At 58.0% G+C, this 21015-nt stretch carries 19 protein-coding genes and 2 pseudogenes; 14 read left to right on the top strand and 7 right to left on the bottom strand.

Going from position 1 to position 21015, the window contains the following annotated elements:
• Positions 1–79 precede the first annotated feature (79 nt).
• Genes QA648_RS29625 through QA648_RS29610 form a run of 4 tightly spaced genes read right to left on the bottom strand, consistent with a single transcriptional unit; the run spans position 80 to position 2596 of the window.
• A complete protein-coding gene (locus tag QA648_RS29625; protein ID WP_283052491.1) occupies positions 80–412 on the bottom strand; it encodes a metal-sulfur cluster assembly factor in 333 nt (110 codons plus the stop codon).
• A complete protein-coding gene (locus QA648_RS29620; RefSeq protein ID WP_283052490.1) occupies positions 409–933 on the bottom strand; it encodes a DUF2249 domain-containing protein in 525 nt (174 codons plus the stop codon). The genes QA648_RS29625 and QA648_RS29620 overlap by 4 nt, the downstream gene beginning before the upstream one ends.
• Positions 917–2260 (bottom strand): hypothetical protein, encoded by a 1344-nt coding sequence (locus QA648_RS29615; RefSeq protein ID WP_283052489.1) that lies wholly within the window; start codon positions 2258–2260, stop codon positions 917–919. The genes QA648_RS29620 and QA648_RS29615 overlap by 17 nt, the downstream gene beginning before the upstream one ends.
• A 51-nt stretch (positions 2261–2311) precedes the next feature.
• Positions 2312–2596: a DUF2249 domain-containing protein gene (locus tag QA648_RS29610; RefSeq protein ID WP_104827544.1), complete on the bottom strand. Its 285-nt coding sequence runs from the start codon at positions 2594–2596 to the stop codon at positions 2312–2314.
• Positions 2597–2819: 223 nt separating this feature from the next.
• Here QA648_RS29610 and hemN point away from each other — a divergent pair.
• Positions 2820–4170, top strand: a pseudogene (gene hemN, locus QA648_RS29605) (oxygen-independent coproporphyrinogen III oxidase).
• A 107-nt stretch (positions 4171–4277) separates the two neighbouring features.
• On the opposite strand, the gene QA648_RS29600 reads toward hemN, so the two are convergent.
• Positions 4278–4721 carry a pseudoazurin gene (locus QA648_RS29600; RefSeq protein WP_283052488.1) on the bottom strand — a complete coding sequence of 148 codons (444 nt, stop codon included), beginning with the start codon at positions 4719–4721 and terminating at the stop codon, positions 4278–4280.
• 284 nt (positions 4722–5005) lie between these two features.
• Here QA648_RS29600 and ccoN point away from each other — a divergent pair, with 284 nt between their 5' ends.
• From ccoN to QA648_RS29540, 12 genes and pseudogenes are all read left to right on the top strand, one after another.
• Entirely contained in the window at positions 5006–6622 is a 1617-nt protein-coding gene (gene ccoN, locus QA648_RS29595; protein WP_260304403.1) for a cytochrome-c oxidase, cbb3-type subunit I, read from the top strand.
• An 11-nt stretch (positions 6623–6633) separates the two neighbouring features.
• Entirely contained in the window at positions 6634–7365 is a 732-nt protein-coding gene (gene ccoO, locus QA648_RS29590; protein WP_104827540.1) for a cytochrome-c oxidase, cbb3-type subunit II, read from the top strand.
• 9 nt (positions 7366–7374) lie between these two features.
• Positions 7375–7527: a cbb3-type cytochrome c oxidase subunit 3 gene (locus QA648_RS29585; protein ID WP_104827539.1), complete on the top strand. Its 153-nt coding sequence runs from the start codon at positions 7375–7377 to the stop codon at positions 7525–7527.
• A 1-nt stretch (position 7528) separates the two neighbouring features.
• Entirely contained in the window at positions 7529–8392 is an 864-nt protein-coding gene (gene ccoP, locus QA648_RS29580; protein WP_283052486.1) for a cytochrome-c oxidase, cbb3-type subunit III, read from the top strand.
• A gap of 10 nt (positions 8393–8402) precedes the next feature.
• Positions 8403–8588, top strand: coding sequence for a hypothetical protein (locus tag QA648_RS29575; RefSeq protein WP_283052484.1), 186 nt, complete (start codon positions 8403–8405; stop codon positions 8586–8588).
• Between the two features lie 181 nt (positions 8589–8769).
• Positions 8770–10343 (top strand): annotated as a pseudogene (gene ccoG / locus QA648_RS29570) (cytochrome c oxidase accessory protein CcoG).
• On the top strand, positions 10340–10834 hold the full coding sequence (locus tag QA648_RS29565) for a FixH family protein (RefSeq protein ID WP_283052483.1): 495 nt from the start codon (positions 10340–10342) through the stop codon (positions 10832–10834). The pseudogene ccoG and the gene QA648_RS29565 overlap by 4 nt, the downstream one beginning before the upstream one ends.
• Positions 10831–13110: a cation-translocating P-type ATPase gene (locus QA648_RS29560; RefSeq protein WP_283052481.1), complete on the top strand. Its 2280-nt coding sequence runs from the start codon at positions 10831–10833 to the stop codon at positions 13108–13110. Before QA648_RS29565 ends, QA648_RS29560 begins: the two co-directional genes overlap by 4 nt.
• Positions 13107–13289, top strand: coding sequence for a cbb3-type cytochrome oxidase assembly protein CcoS (gene ccoS / locus QA648_RS29555; protein WP_283052479.1), 183 nt, complete (start codon positions 13107–13109; stop codon positions 13287–13289). The genes QA648_RS29560 and ccoS overlap by 4 nt, the downstream gene beginning before the upstream one ends.
• Positions 13290–13501: 212 nt before the next feature.
• Complete coding sequence (locus tag QA648_RS29550; protein WP_283052478.1) at positions 13502–14152, top strand: hypothetical protein; 651 nt, start codon at positions 13502–13504, stop codon at positions 14150–14152.
• Between the two features lie 164 nt (positions 14153–14316).
• Positions 14317–15069, top strand: a complete 753-nt coding sequence (locus QA648_RS29545; protein ID WP_283052477.1) for a cyclic nucleotide-binding domain-containing protein — start codon at positions 14317–14319, stop codon at positions 15067–15069.
• 21 nt (positions 15070–15090) lie between these two features.
• Positions 15091–17013, top strand: coding sequence for a PAS domain-containing sensor histidine kinase (locus tag QA648_RS29540; protein WP_283052475.1), 1923 nt, complete (start codon positions 15091–15093; stop codon positions 17011–17013).
• 88 nt (positions 17014–17101) lie between these two features.
• On the opposite strand, the gene QA648_RS29535 is transcribed toward QA648_RS29540, so the two are convergent.
• A complete protein-coding gene (locus QA648_RS29535; protein ID WP_283052474.1) occupies positions 17102–17827 on the bottom strand; it encodes a response regulator in 726 nt (241 codons plus the stop codon).
• A 180-nt stretch (positions 17828–18007) separates the two neighbouring features.
• Positions 18008–18970 carry a class 1 fructose-bisphosphatase gene (locus QA648_RS29530; protein WP_283052473.1) on the bottom strand — a complete coding sequence of 321 codons (963 nt, stop codon included), beginning with the start codon at positions 18968–18970 and terminating at the stop codon, positions 18008–18010.
• Between the two features lie 737 nt (positions 18971–19707).
• Between QA648_RS29530 and QA648_RS29525 the strand changes: the two genes are divergently transcribed.
• A complete protein-coding gene (locus QA648_RS29525; protein WP_283052472.1) occupies positions 19708–20367 on the top strand; it encodes a hypothetical protein in 660 nt (219 codons plus the stop codon).
• The last annotated feature ends 648 nt before the right edge of the window (positions 20368–21015 follow it).

Raw genomic sequence — 21015 nt, 5'->3', positions numbered from 1 at the left:
GCCCGGCTCCAGTCTGGCGAAGGCGATCAAGTTCACGAACCCGGTCACCGGCACTGTTCCTCGCGACAAAAATGCCCGTTCAGATTTCCGCGCAGCTTGATGCCGGTAAGCGGTCGATGACTGCTTTGCCGATCATGTCAGGCGACCATGGCGGTTCGTGGACAAGGTCTATCTCCACTTTGCCGATGCTTTCGATCGCCTGCAGTCGCTCCCTCACGGCGTCGATGATGAAGGCGGAGGCGGGGCAGGCCCTTGTCGTCGTCGTCATGACGATCCGCACGGTGCCAATCGGCAGGATCTCGATGAGGTATATCAATCCCAACTCGACGATGTCGATGCCGATCTCCGGATCTTCTATGCCGCGAAGGCACTGCACAACAGCCGGAATGGTGATCGTTCCCGCCTGGCTCATGCGGCCGCCTCCGAAGGATTGAAGCGGATCATGATGCGAAAAACGCTTCCGGTCGAATCGAAATTCCCAACCCATTCATGGCCGCGCAATTTCAATTCGTTGAAGAGAAAAACCGGCTCACGGCTAAGAAGTGCAAATAGCACCTCGCCCGCTTTCATCGTCTCCAGCCGAGCGAGTATCCGCTCCATCGGCTCCGGCGGCGTGAGATCGGTAAGATCCATGTTCCAGACCGGGTCCGGCCAGATATCGGCCGAGGCCGGCGATGCATCCGCTTGCGTTTCGCTGGACGATGCCGTTTCCGGAGTGAAAACGATTTCCCAATCGTCGTCATCAATCTGTCTGCTCGTGTGGATGTAGCCTCGCTGCTTGAGCTGTCTGATGAGGGGCAGCGGCTCGAAAATTGCGAGCAGACGAAGGCCTTCGTCCGGCTCAAGCGATGCGATGGTGTCCATTATGAGCTGGAACGGCAACCCTCCTTCCCTCAGGATTTGGCGGACATCGAGTTCACGAAGCGGCATCATTCGCGTTACCTCTCTGGATTTGTTTTGCGACCAAAAGCGCTGGTTGACGAAAGGGTGCAGTCTTTGCGGAGCCATCGATATTTAAGAGGGCACGCGCATGGAACAGCTCGAACGCCAAGGCTGCCGTGCAGAAAGCCTGCAAGGCAGCCGCGGCACGGAAGCCGCTATCGGAACTTCCTGCGATCGCGACCCCGGCCAGGATCACTCCGAGATAGAAGAGGGCGAGCCAGACAGCCGCGTGGCGTTCTCTGACCAGCTCGCTCAAGCGCGGTGTCGGCCGACGGCCGAGCAGCGGCCCGAAGGCTTCGATCCAAGTCAGGAAGGGGACGACGATCTTGAGCAATTGCGCCAGACCGAGCCCTGTCAGCCAACCGAACGCAAAAACGTAGATCAGCGCGATACGCACGTTTGGGCCGAGGCCAAGCGGGATCGAGACGACGAAGGCCAGAGCCGATGCGGCCAATAGCGCAAATGCCGGAATCGACCCCAGTGTGTTCAGTTCCGGAATTTTGCGTCGCCGGCGCCGGTACATTGCAGTCACGTCGACGAGATATGCCGTAAGGGTTATGGCGAAGGTGATCGCGGCTGCGAGCATAAGCGGCTGAACCAACCCGGAGCCTGCGGTCGAAAGGACCAGGGCAAGGCAGAGGATGGCGAGGGCCGATGCGCCGCTGTTTCGCACGAGGCCGGATTTTCCAGTATCGGGCGACAGCAGGAACATCGGAAGAAGCTTGTAGCTCACTCCGATAGCGGCGAAAGTCATCCAACCTGCCAGGCCGAAGCTCATATGCAGCGGAACCGCATCCAGAACCAATTCGACCAAGTAGCGGGTCTGCGTCGCGCCGGAGATCACCAGCGCGAAGATCGCGCCCAGCGTAACGGTCGCGGCGAGACAGACAATCGCCATCATGACAAACGGGGATGCCGTATGAACGCTTCGGCCCCGCCAGAGTCCTATGAACAGTACCATGGCGATGGCGAGGAACGCGCTCGCCAGCATGGACACGGCGGCCACCATCAATGTCCCCGCGAACGGCCATTCGCGTTCTATCGCTTCAAAGCCGAAAGAAAGGGTTGCTAAGCCGATAATCAGCGCCAAGAGGCATACGAGGTTCAATCTTTCGGTCGGCAGGCCCAATCCTGTGAGAACCGGTGAAAACTGCAGCAAAGCTCCGATCATCAAAAGACCGAACCAACCGATGGTCACGAAATGGACGATGATGAGCACCCGGGGCTCGCCAATATCGACGGACGGCTGCCACCAGCCCGCTGCAAGCATCATTTGCGCCAGCAGTAAACACAGGAGCGCAGCGGCGAAATACGACATCGTCCATCGAGACAGAGTTGCACCGGGGACCAGCATCGCAGACGCCCGCCTTCAATGCTCACCGCAGCAGCAATCGCATCCGGTATCCAGGCGTGATATCTCAATACGCCAATTTTTCGGGCCCTGTTCGAGATACTCCCAAGCGAACTTTCCAGGGTAGCCCGCCTCAAGCTGATAGTGGAGCGGGCGAGGATCGTGATCGCTCTTAATACGCAGCAAGCCGCCGGGGGGAAGGCTTCGAAGGACACGGAAAATGCGTGCATGTCCTTCACCGGATGTGAGGATGCGCACGTCACCGGCAGGCGTTTCTGCGAACTCAATTGCTCCTTCATTCATGGAATCAATCCTTCGGCTGCGTGACTTCGAGGTCCTGGGATGACTGCAGCCTTGGCCACCAGATGCTCGGAACTTAAGGCCGGCGCGTTCAGAACACTTTGACCAGGAGCAAATAACCCCCCCGTTTCTCTGGATGGTCGCGCGCTCCGTCATTGACATAGGACAAGGACAAGACCGTTTGCCGCCGCCAGAACCTCTCAAGGATTCAATGAGGGCATTATTCATGTTCAATCGTCTGGTCGCGAAATATGGTGAGGCGCGATTGCCCCGCTACACAAGCTATCCGACAGCGCCTGCCTTCTCCTCAATGGTCGGGCCTGATGCATATGCGGAAGCATTGGCAAAGCTTGCCGAGGACGATCCTGTTTCGCTCTATTTGCATGTGCCATTCTGCCGCGCGATGTGCTGGTATTGCGGCTGTCATACGACCATCACGAGGCAGGATCGTCCCATCGTCGACTATCTGGATGTGATGGACCAGGAGATAGAGCTTGTTGGCTTTGCCGCGCGTCATCCGACACAGGTCAAGAACGTGCATTTTGGTGGTGGGACGCCGACAATTATGAAGCCGGACGAGTTCCGGGCCCTCATGAAGAAACTCAGAAGCGTGTTTGATTTCCGGGATGATAGCAGCGTTGCGGTCGAGATCGATCCTCGGACGCTTTCGGCGGCGATGGTGGAGGCGTTGGGCGAGAGCGGTGTCGACCGTGCCAGCCTCGGTGTCCAAAGCTTCGACCCCGTCGTGCAGGCGGCCATCAATCGCAGGCAAACCCCGGAACAAACAGAGGAGGCGATCCTTTTGTTGCGGGGCGCGGGGGTCGGCAGTATCAATTTCGACCTGATCTATGGACTACCGCATCAGACAGTAAAATCCTGCGTCGAAACCGTCCGGACGGCGATCCGGATGCGGCCAGAACGTTTCGCGGTGTTCGGCTATGCTCATGTTCCAGCCTTTAAGAAGCATCAGCGGCTGATCGATGACGCAGCGCTTCCCCGCGCCGAAGAAAGAAATGCCCAGGCGGAAGCAATCGCATCGGAACTCGTGGCGGCAGGCTATGTCCGCATCGGGCTTGATCACTTTGCGCTGCCGGATGACGATCTTTCGATTGCCGCATCGCAAGGCAGCATGCGGAGAAATTTCCAAGGCTACACCACCGATACCTGCGATACGTTGATAGGCCTCGGGGCGTCCGCCATCGGAAAATTGCCGATGGGATATGTCCAGAACCAGGTTCCCATTGGCAGCTATGCCGATCGCATCAGTGCGGGTATTCTGGCAACCGTCAAAGGCTATCGGCTCACCGACGAGGACAGGTTGCGCGCGCGTAATCGAACGGCTCATGTGCGATTTTGCCGTCGATTTGGTCCGCGTTGCGGAAGGGTCGGGCTTCGATGCCGCTCTTCTGTTGGATGGCAATGAGAGACTGCTGGAACTTGCGGCGGACGGCGTTGTCACCATTGATGGCGGCAAAGTTACGGTTTGCCAGGAGTCGCGATTCATGGTCAGGGCTGTTGCCGCGGCCTTCGACGCTTATCTCGGCGCATCTGGACGCACGCATTGCAAGGCTGCTTGAGGAACAAGGGAGAGCCTGCGTCTGACCATGGCTATCAAGTAACGCCAAACAAACGAAAAGCGGCCGAATTCGGCCGCTTTCGTTTGCGAGTTTGCACCAGCCGAGCGCTATTGGGTGATTTGCCCCAGGTCGGCATCGAGGCGCTTGCGCACCAGGTTCGGAACCTTCGCGGTCTTGATGACCTCAAGATTGGTCGGGTTATCGCCAACCTGAACGAGCGCCACCATGCCCATGCCGGCATGAGGCGTGCATTTCACCACATAGAAGCCCGGAATGTCGAATTTTGCCTGATATTCCTCGCTCGCCTTGGATTTGAATTCGGCGGCACCGTCTGGGATCAGGCCCTTGAATGTTTCGACATTGTGACTCTTGTCGGTGGGAACGAAGGTGATGGTGTCGCCGGGCGCGATTTTCACAAAGCCCGGCTCGAACACCATGGCACCATCAGCACCTTTGTTGAGCATTTGAATTTGGTGGTCCGCCGCCAAGAGTGGCGCAACCGAAGTGGCTAGCGCCACCGCTGCGACGACCAGACCGATTTTGAAACGCATTCCATATCTCCTTTACCGACAGCCTCATTAGCCGTCAGTTCGGTTTTATGGGCCGGCGGGCGGACCTTCTTTGAGGTTGATCAAATTGCCGCGAGCATTCTCTGTATGGCAGGGAGTGGTCTTGCCGAGCGGTGTTTTTGCAACAACGCGCCCGGCAATGAGGAATCCGCGGTGTTTGTTGACCTAGATCAAGGATCGGTCGCCGCGCACGTGGGACCTGTCGCTCAAAGTGCGAGAAAGATGACCTTCCTAAGTGCGGTCATCTGCGCTCTGGGGACGACGACATGAATTACACCGCTGAAACCATGCTGGTCGCGGTCGGCGCTTTTCTGGCATTGGTGGGTGCCGGCGCCGCTCATGATCAGCTTTTTGCCGCCCATATGTGGGTGTTATTCTTCTGTCTTCTGGCAGGTACGATCCTGCTGGTTCGCCGCGTCGACTTTTCGCCGGAGGCGTCTCGTATCAGAAGCGAGCCAACGCCCTATTTCGACGAAGTCATTCGATATGGGCTTATCGCCACCGTCTTCTGGGGTGTTGTCGGTTTTCTGGTGGGCGTGGTCATCGCTCTCCAGCTTGCCTATCCGGATCTGAACTTTGCGCCATACCTGAACTTCGGTCGTCTGCGCCCAGTGCACACCTCTGCCGTCATCTTCGCCTTCGGCGGCAATGGGTTGATAATGACCTCCTTCTACGTCGTCCAGCGCACCTGCCGAGCCCGGCTCTTCGGCGGCAATCTCGGTTGGTTCGTGTTCTGGGGATATCAACTCTTTATCGTCATGGCCGCGACCGGCTATGTTCTCGGGATCACACAGGCCCGCGAATATGCCGAGCCCGAATGGTATGTCGACATCTGGCTCACCATTGTCTGGGTCGCCTATCTTGTCACCTTTCTAGGAACGATCCTGAAGCGCAAGGAGCCGCACATCTATGTGGCGAACTGGTTCTATCTGGGCTTCATCGTCACCATCGCCATGCTGCACGTCGTCAACAATCTGGCGATGCCGGTCTCTTTCCTTGGCTCGAAGAGCTATTCGCTGTTTTCGGGCGTGCAGGATGCTCTGACACAATGGTGGTACGGCCACAACGCCGTCGGCTTTTTCCTGACCGCCGGCTTCCTTGGCATGATGTACTATTTCGTGCCGAAGCAAGCGAACCGCCCAGTCTATTCCTACCGCCTGTCGATCATCCATTTCTGGGCCCTGATCTTCATGTACATTTGGGCTGGCCCACATCACCTGCATTACACGGCATTGCCCGACTGGGCGCAGACGCTGGGCATGGTCTTCTCGGTGATGCTGTGGATGCCTTCCTGGGGCGGCATGATCAACGGCCTGATGACGCTTTCGGGCGCTTGGGACAAGATCCGCACCGACCCGATCATCCGCATGATGATCGTCGCGATCGCCTTCTATGGCATGTCGACCTTCGAAGGCCCGATGATGTCGGTCAAGACGGTCAACTCGCTTAGTCACTATACCGAATGGACCATCGGTCACGTTCATTCCGGCGCGCTCGGCTGGGTCGGCATGATCACGTTCGGCGCCATCTACTACCTGACGCCAAAGCTCTGGGGACGTGAGCGGCTTTACAGCCTCCGCATGGTCAACTGGCATTTCTGGCTCGCCACGCTGGGCATCGTTATCTACGCGGCGGTGCTGTGGGTCGCCGGCATTCAACAAGGCCTGATGTGGCGTGAATACAATAGTCAGGGCTTCCTCGTCTATTCCTTCGCAGAGACCGTGGCTGCGATGTTCCCCTACTACCTTCTGCGCGCCGTCGGCGGTGCTCTCTATCTGGCAGGGGGAGTGATCATGGCCTGGAACGTCGCAATGACCATCCGGGGGCGCCAGCGCGACGAAGCCGCGATCCCGAGCGCATTCATTGCCCAGGCTGCCGAGTGAGGTAAAGCAAGATGTCTATCCTAGAGAAACACCAGATCCTCGAGAAAAATGCCACCCTGCTGCTCGTCGGGTCGCTGTTGGTGGTCAGCATTGGCGGCATCGTCGAAATCGCGCCGCTGTTCTATCTCCAGAACACGATCGAGAAGGTGGAAGGCATGCGCCCATATACGCCTCTCGAGCTGGCAGGGCGCAATATCTACATCCGCGAAGGCTGCTACCTCTGCCATAGCCAGATGATCCGCCCGTTCCGGGACGAAGTGGAGCGTTACGGCCATTATTCGCTCGCCGCAGAGTCCATGTATGACCATCCGTTCCAGTGGGGCTCGAAGCGCACGGGACCGGACCTGGCGCGTGTCGGCGGTCGCTATTCCAACGAATGGCACGTCCAGCATCTGTCCAACCCGCGCGAGGTCGTGCCGGAGTCGATCATGCCCACTTATGCCTTCCTCAAAGAGAGGGACGTCACTGTTAAGGATATCGGCATGGATCTCAAGGCTAACGAGGATGTCGGCGTGCCCTATAGCAAAGACATGCTGGCGAATGCGGAAGCCGACATGCGGGCGCAAGCCGATCCGAACGCAAATACGACCGATCTGCTGGCGCGATATCCGAAAGCGAAGGTTGGCGATTTCGACGGCGACCCCACCAGGCTGACCGAGATGGACGCGCTCGTCGCGTATCTGCAGATGCTCGGAACACTGGTCGATTTCTCGACCTATGACGATGCCACCGGTTATCGCTGAGGTGCCTCCATGGAAACATATACTGCAATGCGTCACTTCGCCGACAGTTGGGGGCTCCTCGCAATGGCCTTGTTTTTCGTAGGGGCTATCGCCTTCACGCTCCGGCCAGGTAGCAAAAAGATCGCCAACGAAGCCGCTGACATACCTCTGAAGGATGATTGAGATGTCGGACAAACATATAGACGAACTCAGCGGCGTCGAAACAACGGGCCATGAATGGGACGGCATCCGTGAACTCAATAATCCCATGCCGCGATGGTGGGTGTGGACATTCTACGTCACGATCCTCTGGGCCATCGGCTATGCCATCGCCTATCCCTCCATACCCCTGATCAGGGATACCACCAAAGGACTGCTCGGCTTTTCGAGCCGGGCCGAACTGCAGCAGCAGGTGGAAGAGGCCAAGGTCGCACAAACTCGGTTTCACGATCTCATCGCCGCGAAAACCGTCAGAGAAATCGATGCCGATCCGACGCTGCGCGAGTTTGCCATCGCTGGCGGCGCCTCTGCCTTCAAGGTCAACTGCGCGCCGTGTCATGGCTCCGGTGCCACCGGCGCTCCGGGATTTCCCAATCTGAACGATGACGACTGGCTCTGGGGTGGCGACCTCGAAGCGATCCAACAGACCGTCTCGCATGGCATCCGCTTCGATGCCGACCCCGAGACGCATTCGTCGGAAATGCCTGCCTTCGGCGATATGCTCGATCATACGCAAATTCGGCAGGTTGCCGCCTACGTCTGGGGACTGACGAACACGCCTTCCGATCTGGCGCTGGCGAAGGCTGGAAGGCAGGTATTCCTCGACAATTGCGCTGCTTGCCACGGCGAGGACGCCAAGGGCAAGCAGGAGATGGGAGCGCCGGATCTCGCCGATGCGATCTGGTTAAAGGGGCGGGGAGAGGATGCGATCATCCGCCAGGTGACCGCGCCGAAACATGGCGTGATGCCGGCTTGGTCGGCCCGGCTGGGCGAAACCACCGTGAAGGAGCTGTCCGTGTTTGTTCATTCGCTGGGCGGTGGAAAATAGGAGGAATGAAATGACTGCCCACGACCAAAATCCCCTTCTCCGCTTGTACGGCAACCCCCGAGCCATCGTTCATACGCGGGTTGCCGCGCGGGCACATCCGCTCCCTTCCTCGCGGGAGGAAGACAGCCTGGAGAAGCTCGGCAATTCCATGGCCAGTTTGATTTCGCTCAAAGATCACAATACCGCGAGCCGTTAGCATTCAAAGGTAGAGGACGTTCCCTACGGGCTCCCCCGTAGTTCCTCTGAGCCACGTCCCTCCGGGGCGTGGCTCTCATTTTTTGACCGAGCCCGAAGACCGGGCGGCCGTTCCTTGACCTACGTCAAGGACGTTTGGTCGGCCGAATGCGAGATGAGGATCATCAAAAGGACACCGAGCGATGAACCTCTACACAGCTCCAGACCCGCGGGACGCTCATGTCGAACGGCTCGATGCCGAGGCGGTCAATGCACGGCGCAATCGTCAGCCACTCTATGCTGCACGAAAGAAAGTGTTTCCAAAGCGGGCGCAGGGTCGGTTCCGGCGATTCAAATGGATCGTGATGCTGATCACGCTCGGCATCTACTATCTTTCTCCCTGGATTCGCTGGGACCGAGGCCCATATGCGCCCGACCAGGCGATTCTCATCGACTTGGCCTCTCGTCGCTTCTTCTTCTTTTTCATCGAGATATGGCCCCAGGAGTTCTTCTATGTGGCCGGTCTGCTTGTCATGGCCGGCTTTGGCCTGTTTCTGGTAACCTCGGCGGTGGGACGGGCATGGTGTGGTTATGCCTGTCCGCAGACGGTCTGGGTCGATCTCTTCCTTGTCGTGGAACGCGCGATCGAAGGTGATCGCAACGCGCGCATGAAACTCGATGCTGGTCCCTGGACGCCGGACAAGGTTGCGAAGCGGGTCGCCAAACACAGCATATGGGTCCTTATCGGCGTCCTCACCGGCGGCGTATGGATCTTCTATTTCGCGGATGCGCCATCCCTGGCCGTTGCCCTAATCAAGGGCCAAGCGCCGGCGGTCGCCTATGCCACGGTCGCCATTCTCACCTCGACCACTTACGTTCTTGGTGGGCTGATGAGGGAACAGGTCTGCACCTACACGTGTCCGTGGCCCCGCATCCAGGGCGCTATGCTGGACGAAAATTCCCTGGTCGTCACCTACAACGACTGGCGCGGTGAGCCTCGCTCCCGTCACGCCAAAAAAGCTCAGGCAGCAGGCCAGCCGGTCGGCGATTGCGTCGATTGCAATGCCTGTGTGGCGGTCTGTCCGATGGGCATAGACATCCGCGATGGTCAGCAGATGGAGTGCATCACCTGCGCCCTATGTATCGACGCCTGCGACGGCGTGATGGACAAACTCGATAAGCCGCGCGGCCTGATCTCCTATGCGACGCTGAGCGAGTACGCCGCCAACATGAGCCTGGCGACCAACGGCGGCACGGTCGCCGTGCAGCCGAACCTCGTGCGAAACCCTGACGGCAGCTTCATCGAGGGCATTCGGCACTTCAATTGGCGGGTGATCTTCAGGCCGCGCGTCCTTTTTATGCCGCTGTATGGGCAGCGGTCGGGGTGGCGATGCTCGTGCATCTGGCGCTCAGGGAGCGGCTGGAGCTGAACGTGCTCCACGATCGCAATCCGCAATATGTGCTGGAATCGGATGGATCAATCCGCAACGGTTATACGCTTCGCGTCCTCAACATGGTCCCGGCGCCGAGGAAAATCGATATCCGACTGGAGGGCGCAGTAGGAGCGACGATGAAGATCCCCGAACTCTCGAAGGAGGAAGGCCGGCACTTCACTGTCGATGCGGATCCGGACGCGGCCACCTCGCTTAAAGTGTTCGTAACGCAACAGGCCAAGGCGGAGACAATCAAGGAATTCCTGTTCGTCATAGAGGACGAAAATCACGCGGATCGGGCGACGTACCGGGCCGCCTTCAACGCACCGGGAGCGCCGAAATGAGAAGCCAAGTTACCACCGGACGTCCCTTCACCGGCCGCCATATGCTGGTCGTCATTGTTGCGTTCTTCACCGTCGTGATCGGAGTGAATGTGACGATGGCGGTTCTCGCGTCCACGAGTTGGAGCGGCCTTGTGGTGGAGAATACCTATGTCGCAAGCCAGGAATTCAACAGCAAGGCCGCCGCAATGCGCGCTATGGCTGGCAGCGGCATTTCCGGCGATCTGTCCCTGCGCGGCAATGTCATTCACTACGATATTCACAATCGGGACGGGTTGCCGGCGGTGGTCGACGACGTGACGCTGACGTTCAGAAGACCCGTGGGCGACCGAGAGGACTTTGCGCTTGCACTGACCAAGACGAGCGAAGGCCATTTCGAAGCCAAACATCGCATTGAGGGAGGCGACTGGATCGTGGAAACCATCTCGCGCAGAGACGGTGTCACGGTAATGCATGAGGCCAGGCGCATCGACACGGCGGAGTTTGGACAATGACCTGCTGCACCATGGACGCGGAAAGCGTCATGACAATGAGCAAGTGCTGCGCCAGTACCGAGGAGATCGTCCTGGCCAGCCATCCGCTGGGGGAGGGCCTTCGCCAACTGGACCTCAGCGTTCCCGATATGCACTGTGGCGCTTGCATCTCGACCATCGAACGGTCTTTGCGCAGGTTACCCTATGTGAAGGGCGCGCGAGTCAACCTGACCGCTCGGCGGGTCAGTTGCACCTATGTCGAGCGCATTGATAATGCTGTCATCGATCCGTCGGGTATTCTTTCCGCGATCACCGAAGCCGGCTATCGGGCGCATATTTTCACTCCCGCCGCGTCCCAGACGGATAGCCTGCGCAATCAATTGCTCCTGGCCGTTGGTGTCTGCGGCTTTGCCGCAGCGAATATCATGCTGCTCTCGGTATCAGTCTGGTCCGGCGCAGATGCGGCGACGCGAGACCTGTTTCACTGGATTTCCGCGATGATTGCTGCGCCGGCCCTTATCTACGGCGGCCGTTTCTTTTTTCGCTCGGCGTGGAATGCCTTGAAGCACGGGCGGACCAACATGGATGTTCCCATTTCTCTCGCCGTCACGCTCTCCTATGCCGTATCATTATGGGAGACGATCCATCACGGAGAGCACGCCTGGTTCGATGCCTCCGTTTCGCTGCTATTCTTCCTGCTGATCGGTCGCGCGCTCGACCATATCATGCGCGAGAAAGCGCGAGCCGCGGTCAATGGCCTTGCGAGGCTCGCACCCCGCGGTGCCTTGTTGATAACGGCCGACGGCAGCAGGCGATATATTTCGGTAGAGGACATAGGCATTGGCGACCATATCTTTATCGCCGCCGGCGAGCGCGTCCCCGCCGATGGCGTCGTGATCGCCGGCACGAGCGAACTCGATCTCTCCATTGTCACAGGCGAGAGCGTGCCGGTCGCAGTCGCGAATGGCACGGAGGTTCGGTCTGGTTCGATGAACCTCATGGCCTCGTTGACCATTCGCGTCACGAAGACCGCGGAGAACTCTCTGCTCGCCGAGATTATCGGCCTCATGGAAGCTGCCGAAGGGGGCAGGGCGCGCTATCGCAGGATCGCGGACCGAGCTGCAAGCCTTTACTCACCGGCCGTCCACCTGCTTGCGCTGGTTTCGTTTCTTGCCTGGGGTTTCGTCGGTGGGGATTGGAAGCATGCGATGCTGGTCGCGGTTGCCGTGCTCATCATCACCTGCCCGTGCGCGCTTGGTCTTGCCGTACCGGTCGTCCAGGTCGCCGCCGCCGGCAAACTGTTTCGCAGCGGCATCATGATCAAGGATGGTTCTGCTCTGGAACGTCTAGCCGAGGTCGATGCCGTCGTGTTCGATAAGACCGGCACTTTGACGATGGGCCAGCCATGTCTCATCGAGATGGTGGGCGCGGGGCCGGAGGAAAGGGCGATTGCGGCCGGTCTTGCCGCGCATTCCCGGCATCCACTCTCCCAGGCGTTGTTGCGTAGTGCTGGCAACAATGTCCGCCGGTTCGACAGCGTCGCGGAGATTCCGGGAGCGGGCCTCGAGGCCGAGGCCGCCGACGGGCTTTATCGGCTCGGCAACATGCAGTTCGCTTGCGCCGCCCCGCTTCGTGAAAAAGGACCAAATGAGTCCCTTTCCGAGGTTATACTGTCGAGGAACAGGGTAGAGCTGGCGCGCTTCTACTTTGAAGACACTCTTCGTCCCGGAGCCGCCGCGGCCATTCGCCAGCTCAGTCTTGCGGGGCTGCATACAATGATCCTGTCTGGCGACCGGCGAGCAGTCGTCGAATCGACAGCGCGGCTATTGCATATGGATCGCTGGATTGCGGAATTGGATCCGAAGCAGAAAGTCGAAGAGTGCGCACGCTTAAACGAGGCGGGCAACAAGGTCATGATGGTTGGCGACGGTATCAATGATGCGCCGGCACTTACGGCGGCGCATGTGTCGATGGCTCCCGCAACCGCCTCCGACATTGGCCGACAAGCGGCAGACCTCGTTTTCCTGAAGGACCGCCTCGACGCGGTTCCGGAGGCGATCTGCGTCGCGCGGCGTACGGCTGCTCTGATCCGCCAGAACTTCGCCCTTGCCATCGGTTACAATGTGCTGGCTGTTCCGATCGCCATCGCGGGCTATGCGACGCCGCTTATCGCCGCTGTCGCCATGTCCACGTCTTCGCTGATCGTCGTGACGAATGCATTGCGCCTGAATGGCTGGAATTGGCAGACAGAGCGTACCGGCAAATTCACCACCCCTGCGGGAGCTTCCATATCATGAATATGCTGATCTACCTGATCCCGCTGGCATTGTTCATGGGGACGCTCGGCCTGGGAGGCTTTCTGTGGTCGCTGAAGACCGGGCAGTATGATGATCTGGAGGGGGCATCGTGGCGCATTCTGTTTGATGACGACGATGCACGTCCAAGCGGTGGCAAGGAAAACGTAGATCAAGGTTGATCACGGCCGAAGTCGGCGGGCCGAGAAGCTGCCTTATGGTCCAAGATCTTTATCCCTTCATCGAATTGTCGTTTCAGCGGATGATTTTCTGCGCATTGATCCATCACAGAAGCGGTTTCGGCTCGATCCGCCCAAATCTTGACACCGATCAAAGCACGTCTCCCGCGTCGGCTTAAGCTTGCTCAATTCGACAACGAAATGAGGTGGGGGACATGACCTTCAACATCATACAGCGCATCGCTGGCGCGTCTTCAACGGCGTCAGGCGCTCGATGCGAGGAGGAACGCAAAGCTGGCCTTTTGCTGCGCATTGACGGCAGGAGCCGCCAGCAATCGCGAATGAGCTGTGAAACCAGCGGTTCCACCGTGAAGTCGAAACAGGCGTCCCGTCTGAAGGAAGTCTTGGAGATGAACACGCGCTATGAGATTGGTCCTCTTCAGGCAAACCAAATCGAACGCGCTTATCTCGTCGTGCAGGCGGTTATGCCGGGTCTTGCATGGGACCGCTGGCGCGCGGCGGTCGGAACCGTCTTTGAGCGTCAGCGCTTCACAGTGGCGACTGGTCCGAACGATTGTGTCCGCGCCGTTTGCCTTGCCCGCGTATTCGAGCATCCGATTGCCGGCCGACTGTTCGATATTCCAATCTTTGTCGTCATCAGTCCACTGGACGAGGAAAGGATCGCGCGGGAGCTTTTCTCCCTGATGAAAGGGCGGGCGATTGGCGCCGGCTGCAGTCACATGCGGTTTTGGACGCTCAACGATGAGGTCTGGGAGCGGCTTGCCGACGAGGGCTTCCGCAACCGCTGGGATCACGGGCTCGTCTATCGGCTTGAATCAGAGTCCATCAATCCGGCCTGGCGGTGAGGAAGGCAGCCTTGGGCCACGTATGGCCGAGAAACAGTCCAGCAAATGCTTCTGCTATTGCTTGTTACAGACTGTTACTTAAGTGCACCGTATTTCACACCCATGGCATCCTGGCGTCACCTGCGGCGATCAATTGTTCTCCCCGACAACACGGAGGGACGATCATGTTGCGGGCAGACAATATTCATTACGCTAAGGAATTCACCAACCCGGCTCTGCGGGACGCCGAACCGAACTGTCTGCAGGCTCTGTTTAGCAAGCAGCCAACCGAACATCTCGCCGCCGGTCAGTCGCTGTTCTTCGAGGGCGATGTCGCCAAGCACTTGTTCGAAGTCGTCGAGGGTAGCCTGCGCATCTTCAAGATCATCTCTGACGGTCGTCGGGTCATCACCGGTTTCCTGCATGCGGGCGACATCGTCGGCGTGTCGTTGCGGAACCACTATCTCTACAGCGCCGAAGCCATTGGCGATACCAAGGTGCGTCGCTTCTCTCGCAAGGCCTTCGAAGCCGAGGTCAGCAATTCGCAGGATCTGAGGCCCGAAGTCTTTGCCCGCCTTTGCGACGAGATGGCGGCTGCCCAGGATCAGATGGTCCTGCTGTCGTGCAAGAATGCCGAGGAGCGGGTGTGCACATTCGTGCTGAAGCAGCTCCGCCGCAAACCGGATCACAATCGATCCAATGCGATCGTCGAATTACCAATGACGCGGCTCGACATCGCAGACTATCTCGGCCTGACGATCGAGACCGTTTCACGGACGATGACCAAGCTGGCGAACAAGGGAATACTGGTCTCCGCGGGTCGGCATTGCGTGCGTATCATGAAATATGGGATGCTCGTTCAACTCTCCGGGGATGACGACGAGTGTGATGGCGACGAACGCGGTCTGATCGCTTACGCCGGAGGCCAACGCCACTGAATTTCGAATGATGAAAGCGCAATGAACGACAAATCGAAGACCCGAGTGACAACTGAACTGGAGCTCGACGAGATTGCTCGTCTGCTCGACGGAGCCAACCTCATCATTCACGGTTTTGACGGCGTTGTCAGCCGCTGGACCGGCGGTTGCGAAACGCTCTATGGGTGGTCAAGGGACGAGGCACTTGGTCAGGTCGTTCACACGCTTTTGGCAACACAGTTTCCAAAGCCTTTGGATGAGATCCGCGAGGAAGTCCGAAGGCAGGGGGCATGGCAGGGCGAGGTGGTGCATCGTCACCGGGATGGACGAATCATTTTCGTCGCCACGCGCTGGACGCTCATCACCCCTGCTTTCGATACCAGGCCGGTCATCATCCAGACCAACAACGATGTTACCGAGATGAAACAAATTCAGGACGATCTTGCAGAAAGGGAAGCGCATCTGCGCTCGATCCTCGATACCGTGCCTGAATCGATGATCGTCATCGATGACGTCGGCACGATCTCCTCGTTTAGCGCCGCCTCTGAAAGATTGTTCGGCTACACGGCTGACGAAGTTTGCGGCCGGAATGTCAAAATCTTGATGCCGCAGCCCGATCGTGACGCACATGACAGTTACCTTTCCCGCTACATGACGACTGGAGAGCGGCGCATCATTGGCTATGGCCGCGTCGTGACGGGGCAGCGCAAGGACGGCTCCCTTTTCCCAATGGAGCTCTCCGTCGGCGAGGCCACCGCAAAGGGCAAGCGCATTTTCACCGGCTTCATCCGCGACCTGACGAGCCGCCATAAGATCGAGGACGAGCTGCGCCAGTCGCAGAAGATGGAGGCGATCGGCCAGTTGACCGGCGGACTGGCGCATGACTTCAACAATCTGCTGACCGTCATCAGTGGCAATCTCGAAATGATCGAGGGCAAGCTTAAGGACGAGAAGCTGCGGCCGCTGCTGCGTGAAGCGCAGGACGCGGCCGATGATGGCGCCAAGCTCACAGGCCAATTGCTCGCCTTTGGCCGGCGCCAGCCGCTAAACCCGAAGCTCGTCGATGTCGGCCAACTTGTGTCGAGCTTTTCCGATCTGCCGCGCAGGACGCTTGGCGAGGCTATCGAATTCCGCACCATCGTCAGCGGTGCGGCGAACGAAGCGCTGGTCGATGGATCGCAGTTGCAGAATGCATTGCTCAATCTGGTCCTGAACGCCAGGGACGCCATGTCGCGTGGCGGCAAGCTCTCGATCGAAATCTCGCGCATCAAACTGGATGCCGATTACGCACAGATGTATCCGCAGGTGCGCACCGGTGAGTATGTCCTGATTTCCGTGACCGATACGGGCCTTGGCATGACATCCGAGGTCAAGCAACGGGCCTTTGAGCCCTTCTTTACCACGAAGAGCGTCGGCTCCGGCACCGGTCTGGGCCTGAGCATGGTCTATGGTTTTGCCAAGCAGTCCGGTGGCCATGTCCAGCTTTATAGCGAGATCGGACAAGGCACGAGTGTGCGCGTCTTTCTTCCCGCGGCACACAAGACGGCCGATAACGCCAGCGAGAAGGGCGTGGAGGAGCGGCTCCAATCTGACATTCCCGGTGGCTTCGAGAAGATTTTGGTGGTGGAGGATGATCCGCGGGTGAGGCGCGTTGCCGTCTCTAGGCTCAACGATGCTGGCTACCAGGTGGTTGAAGCATCCAACGGGAACGAGGCATTGACCAGGCTCGAGGAAAATCCCGATGTCGCGCTGCTTTTCACCGATATCGTCATGCCAGGCGGCATGACCGGCGATGAGCTGGCTAACCATGTGCGGACATTGAAACCAGGCATAAGGATCCTCTTCACATCCGGTTATGCCGAGCCGACGATCGCTGGCCGCGAGCTCGCGCAATCGGGAAGCTGGCTGAAAAAGCCCTATACTGCACGCGAGCTGGCAACGCGTCTGCGAGAGCTTCTGGATTAAGTCTGGCCATCGACGGCAAGCGTCACTTTATGCGGGGAGTACCGGCGAGTGTTTCATGCACATTCCGGCCGTATTGACGTGCCGTCGATCACAGCCGCGCGGTGAAGATGTAACCAACGCCCCGGATCGATTTGATCAATTTTGGATGTTTGGGGTCGTCTTCGATCTTTTTCCGTAATCTGACAATCTGTGCATCGATCGTGCGGTCGAAGGCTTCGAGATTTCTGCCGCGAGTGAGATCCATGAGAAGCTCCCGGCGAAGAACGCGGCCGGCATGGCGCACGAGAACGGCCAGCATGTCGAACTCGCCTGTCGTCAACTCGACTTCGCCACCGTCGGCGGCAAAAAGCTGGCGACGATCGAAATTGAGCTGCCAACCGTCGAAGCGAATGATCTCCTCCTGCCTCGCCTCTGCCAGCGTAGCCGCTGGCTGGCGTCTGCGAAGGATGGACTTCATGCGAGCATGCACTTCGCGCAAATGAAACGGCTTGGCGATATAGTCATCCGCACCCATTTCCAGACCAACGATCCGATCGACGACATCGTCGCGGCCCGTCAGCATGATGATCGGCACATCGGACTGCATGCGGATTTCTCTGGCAAGCAACAGACCATCTTCGCCTCCCGGCAGTATCAGGTCCAGCAGTATGATATCGAAGCTCGCCTGCTTCATCTGGAGACGCATTTCACCGCCGTCCGAGACGGCGGTGACCTGGTATCCCTCATCTTCGAAATAACGCGTCAACATCTGGCGGATTCTTGTGTCGTCGTCGACGATCAGAACATGTTCGCGCCGCGGTTGATCGGAAGCCATTCAAAATGCCCTGGGAAATGCGGGTGGTGCCTGTGACAATTCGCGAAGAAAATCATCCATGTTTAGCACGCGCTGCATCCGTGTGTCACTCGCTGACTGCGTCTCTTCCTCAATGAAGAACAATTACAATGGGCAAGATATTGCCGGCTGGAGTGTCGCCAACCGGCTTGCGCGCCGTTGCTACACTGTCTCGATTGCCCGTTCGACGCAGTACGCTCGACTGATCTTTGCGACCTCGTGGCGCGAGCCAAAAATCACCGGAACCCGCTGATGCAGCGAGGTTGGTTCAATGTCGAGGATGGCGGTCTTTCCGGCAATGGCAGAGCCGCCTGCCGCTTCGACCAGAAAGCCAATTGGATTTGCCTCATAAAGTAGACGCAGACGGCCGCCGGAGGCTGGCTTGTTTCGATCGGCGGGATAGAGGAAGATTCCGCCGCGGTTGAAGATGCGATGGGTATCGGCGACCATCGAACCGATCCAGCGCATATTATAGCCGGGGGTTTCGATCGACCCGTCGACATATTCGGTAATGACGTCATCCCAAGACGGACGACGTGCAGCGTTGATCGCAAACTCCTTGGTTTCCGGGGCGATCTTGGCATCCGCGGTTGTCATCACATACACGCCGCGTTCGTCGAGCGTGAAGATCTGTACGCCATTTCCAATCGCAAGGACCAGATTGGTTTGCGGTCCGTACGCGGCATATCCTGCAGCGAGCTGACAGCGGCCGTTTTTCAAAATCTCAGCCGGAGAGCTTGCCTCGATGATGGAAAAGATCGTTCCGACCGTTACGTTGACATCGAGGTTGGACGATCCATCGAGCGGGTCGAAGATCATCGCATATTCGCCATTGGGATGAATGAGCACTTCGGCGTCGAGTTCTTCCGATACCGCGAAAGCAACTGCCGGCGATTTACGGCATGCATCGAGCATGATCTCGTTGGAAAGTATATCGAGCGGCTTCTGCGTCTCGCCTTGGACGTTGATTGCGTCGGTTGCGCCCGTTAGACCTGATAATGACGAGCTTCTAAGCTTGTCTGAAATCTGCCGGGTAGCCTCGGCAATGTTGCGCAGGACGACGACCATGTCCTCGTTCAACAATGTTCCCCTATGACCATCGAGATAGCCTTCGAATGTCGTCATCAATGTCTTTCTCCTGCGGGATTGGTATCGGAATTCACACGATTCTTAGCGGGCACTCTCAGGCTTACGGACGTTCCAAAAGGCCTGCACGGATGTGCTAAGCCTTCGAGGACGTTCGAACGCTGACTTGAGATGCTCAACTCGTGACGGAAATGGTTTCAACTGAATAGCAGCGCGCCTACCAGGCAGTGCGAGCGGTGCTAAGCGCATACGAAAGGCACGACGAAACGTGTGCGGCGAGGGGATTGATCGTGATGACGCAATTTCCAGGAGAGAACAGTTTATGCGCGTTAAGGTGCTTCAGCAGCTCATCGACAGTGCGTTTGTCAGTAAGCGGAAATGAAATCGTCATTGCGCGTTTCCTACGACGGATAGAATGGCGTGAGGCAGTTAGGAGTGATTTTCTTTGCGCTGCAACAAAAAATTTTGAATGCACAAATTAAAATCGATTAGTTTTGCATGTTGATTTTTTAAAATCGATTTAAAGGCGTGCGATCGAATTTCAGTCTCGAGGCGCGCCATGGCCCATGCAGCAAACCTATGTCGTTCCCTGTGTCCTTCATAGCTTCGCCACCTTGTACGCAAGGCACGCTAAAGCTTGATGATGGATCAATATCCCCACTGCCTGGAGCATAATCCGGCCGGAGTGAAACACGCTCTAGAACGATGGAGGTATGATGACCACTGCATCACCGATTATCTGTAACGGCACGCCGAAATCGGGCACGCATGCGCTTTTGCAGGCGGTCGAGGCCATCGGGTTTGAAAAATATGCGTTCGTGCGCGCCCTGCGTAAGGACCAGCCCTGTTATGCCCGTCGGATAAATTACAACGAAGAATCGATCTTCCTGTCGCCACAGGCGAAGAGAAACTTCGACGATTACGTCAAGAATGCCCCCAAGATTCACGGATATAACGACGTCTCCAGGCTCCTGCATGGCGCTCCATCCCGTATCGTTGTCCATGGCCATGTGTGCTGGAACAAACGTGTGCTGCTCCGCGGTATGACGACGGTGACGATCATCCGCAATCCGCGCGACAATTTCCTGAGTTGGGTGCGCTGGTTTGGCCCCAATGCCTCCCGCGAATTCTTCTCGACCTATGCATCGTTCATTTCCTGGCGAAAAGATAACCTGTTCATCTACGAACGCCTGTGGGAGCCGGATCATATCATCGCGCTAGGAAAGACTCTCGGCCGCGCCGTCACGTCGCATCAGGTAGAAGAGATCGTTCTCAAATCGCACGGCAAGTCGCTGACATGGACTAACAAACCCAGCGATCACCAGTCTGCCTGGAGCAGCGATCTGGCCAGTTTCTGGCGCGCGAATCGCGGCGAGCGGCTCGATGCCGCCTACGAACAGATCGCATCCGAATGGAACGCCAACCGCTTCCATTGAGGAAGTGTCTTTCGGCACTTAGTCCCGTTCTTCCTCAGCTTGTGTGGTGATCGAGGATCGCGGACCGACAGCCGCTCGCGTTCTGAGCAGTTCAGCTCAGCAACGTGGGCACCGCGAATATCAGCGTTGCGCGGGCGATCAGGGCCGATATTCTTCCCTGCCGCCCGGCATTCTTAGGTCATGAGCTGACGCGCAATGCTGCGGCATTCCTGCCCGAGGACTTGATGTCGATTGTGCTGGACCAAAGCCCGAAACTGCAGGTTCGTTTGGCCGTGAACCTCATCCTGCGGCATTTCGAGCTGCACCATACGAGTAGCCTTCATCTCCGCTGGATACGGACGTTCCCATCCATTTCGATGGGCCGGAGAACATCTCAAGTTCTCTTCCATTCTGATCGATCCATCGAGGCTGATTGCGCCGGACGATGAGAGACCGGATCGCTTTTCCAGTGCGGGTCCGAATGACACCCGATGGAAAGCAGCGCGTCAAATCCCTTCTACGCGGGCTAACTTTCTGCACATTCATTGATTTGCCGCCTCACTTGCCGACACGATCAGCGGCCAAAGGTCAAGCAACGGTTCCCCGCCTAATTCAAACCGAAACTCATCCGAGCGCGTGATGAGGCTGGTTTATTGACATGCGATCTGG

The sequence above is a fragment of the Rhizobium sp. CB3171 genome, from assembly GCF_029714265.1.
GTDB lineage: Bacteria > Pseudomonadota > Alphaproteobacteria > Rhizobiales > Rhizobiaceae > Rhizobium.
This window is presented reverse-complemented; position numbering and strand designations above follow the sequence as displayed.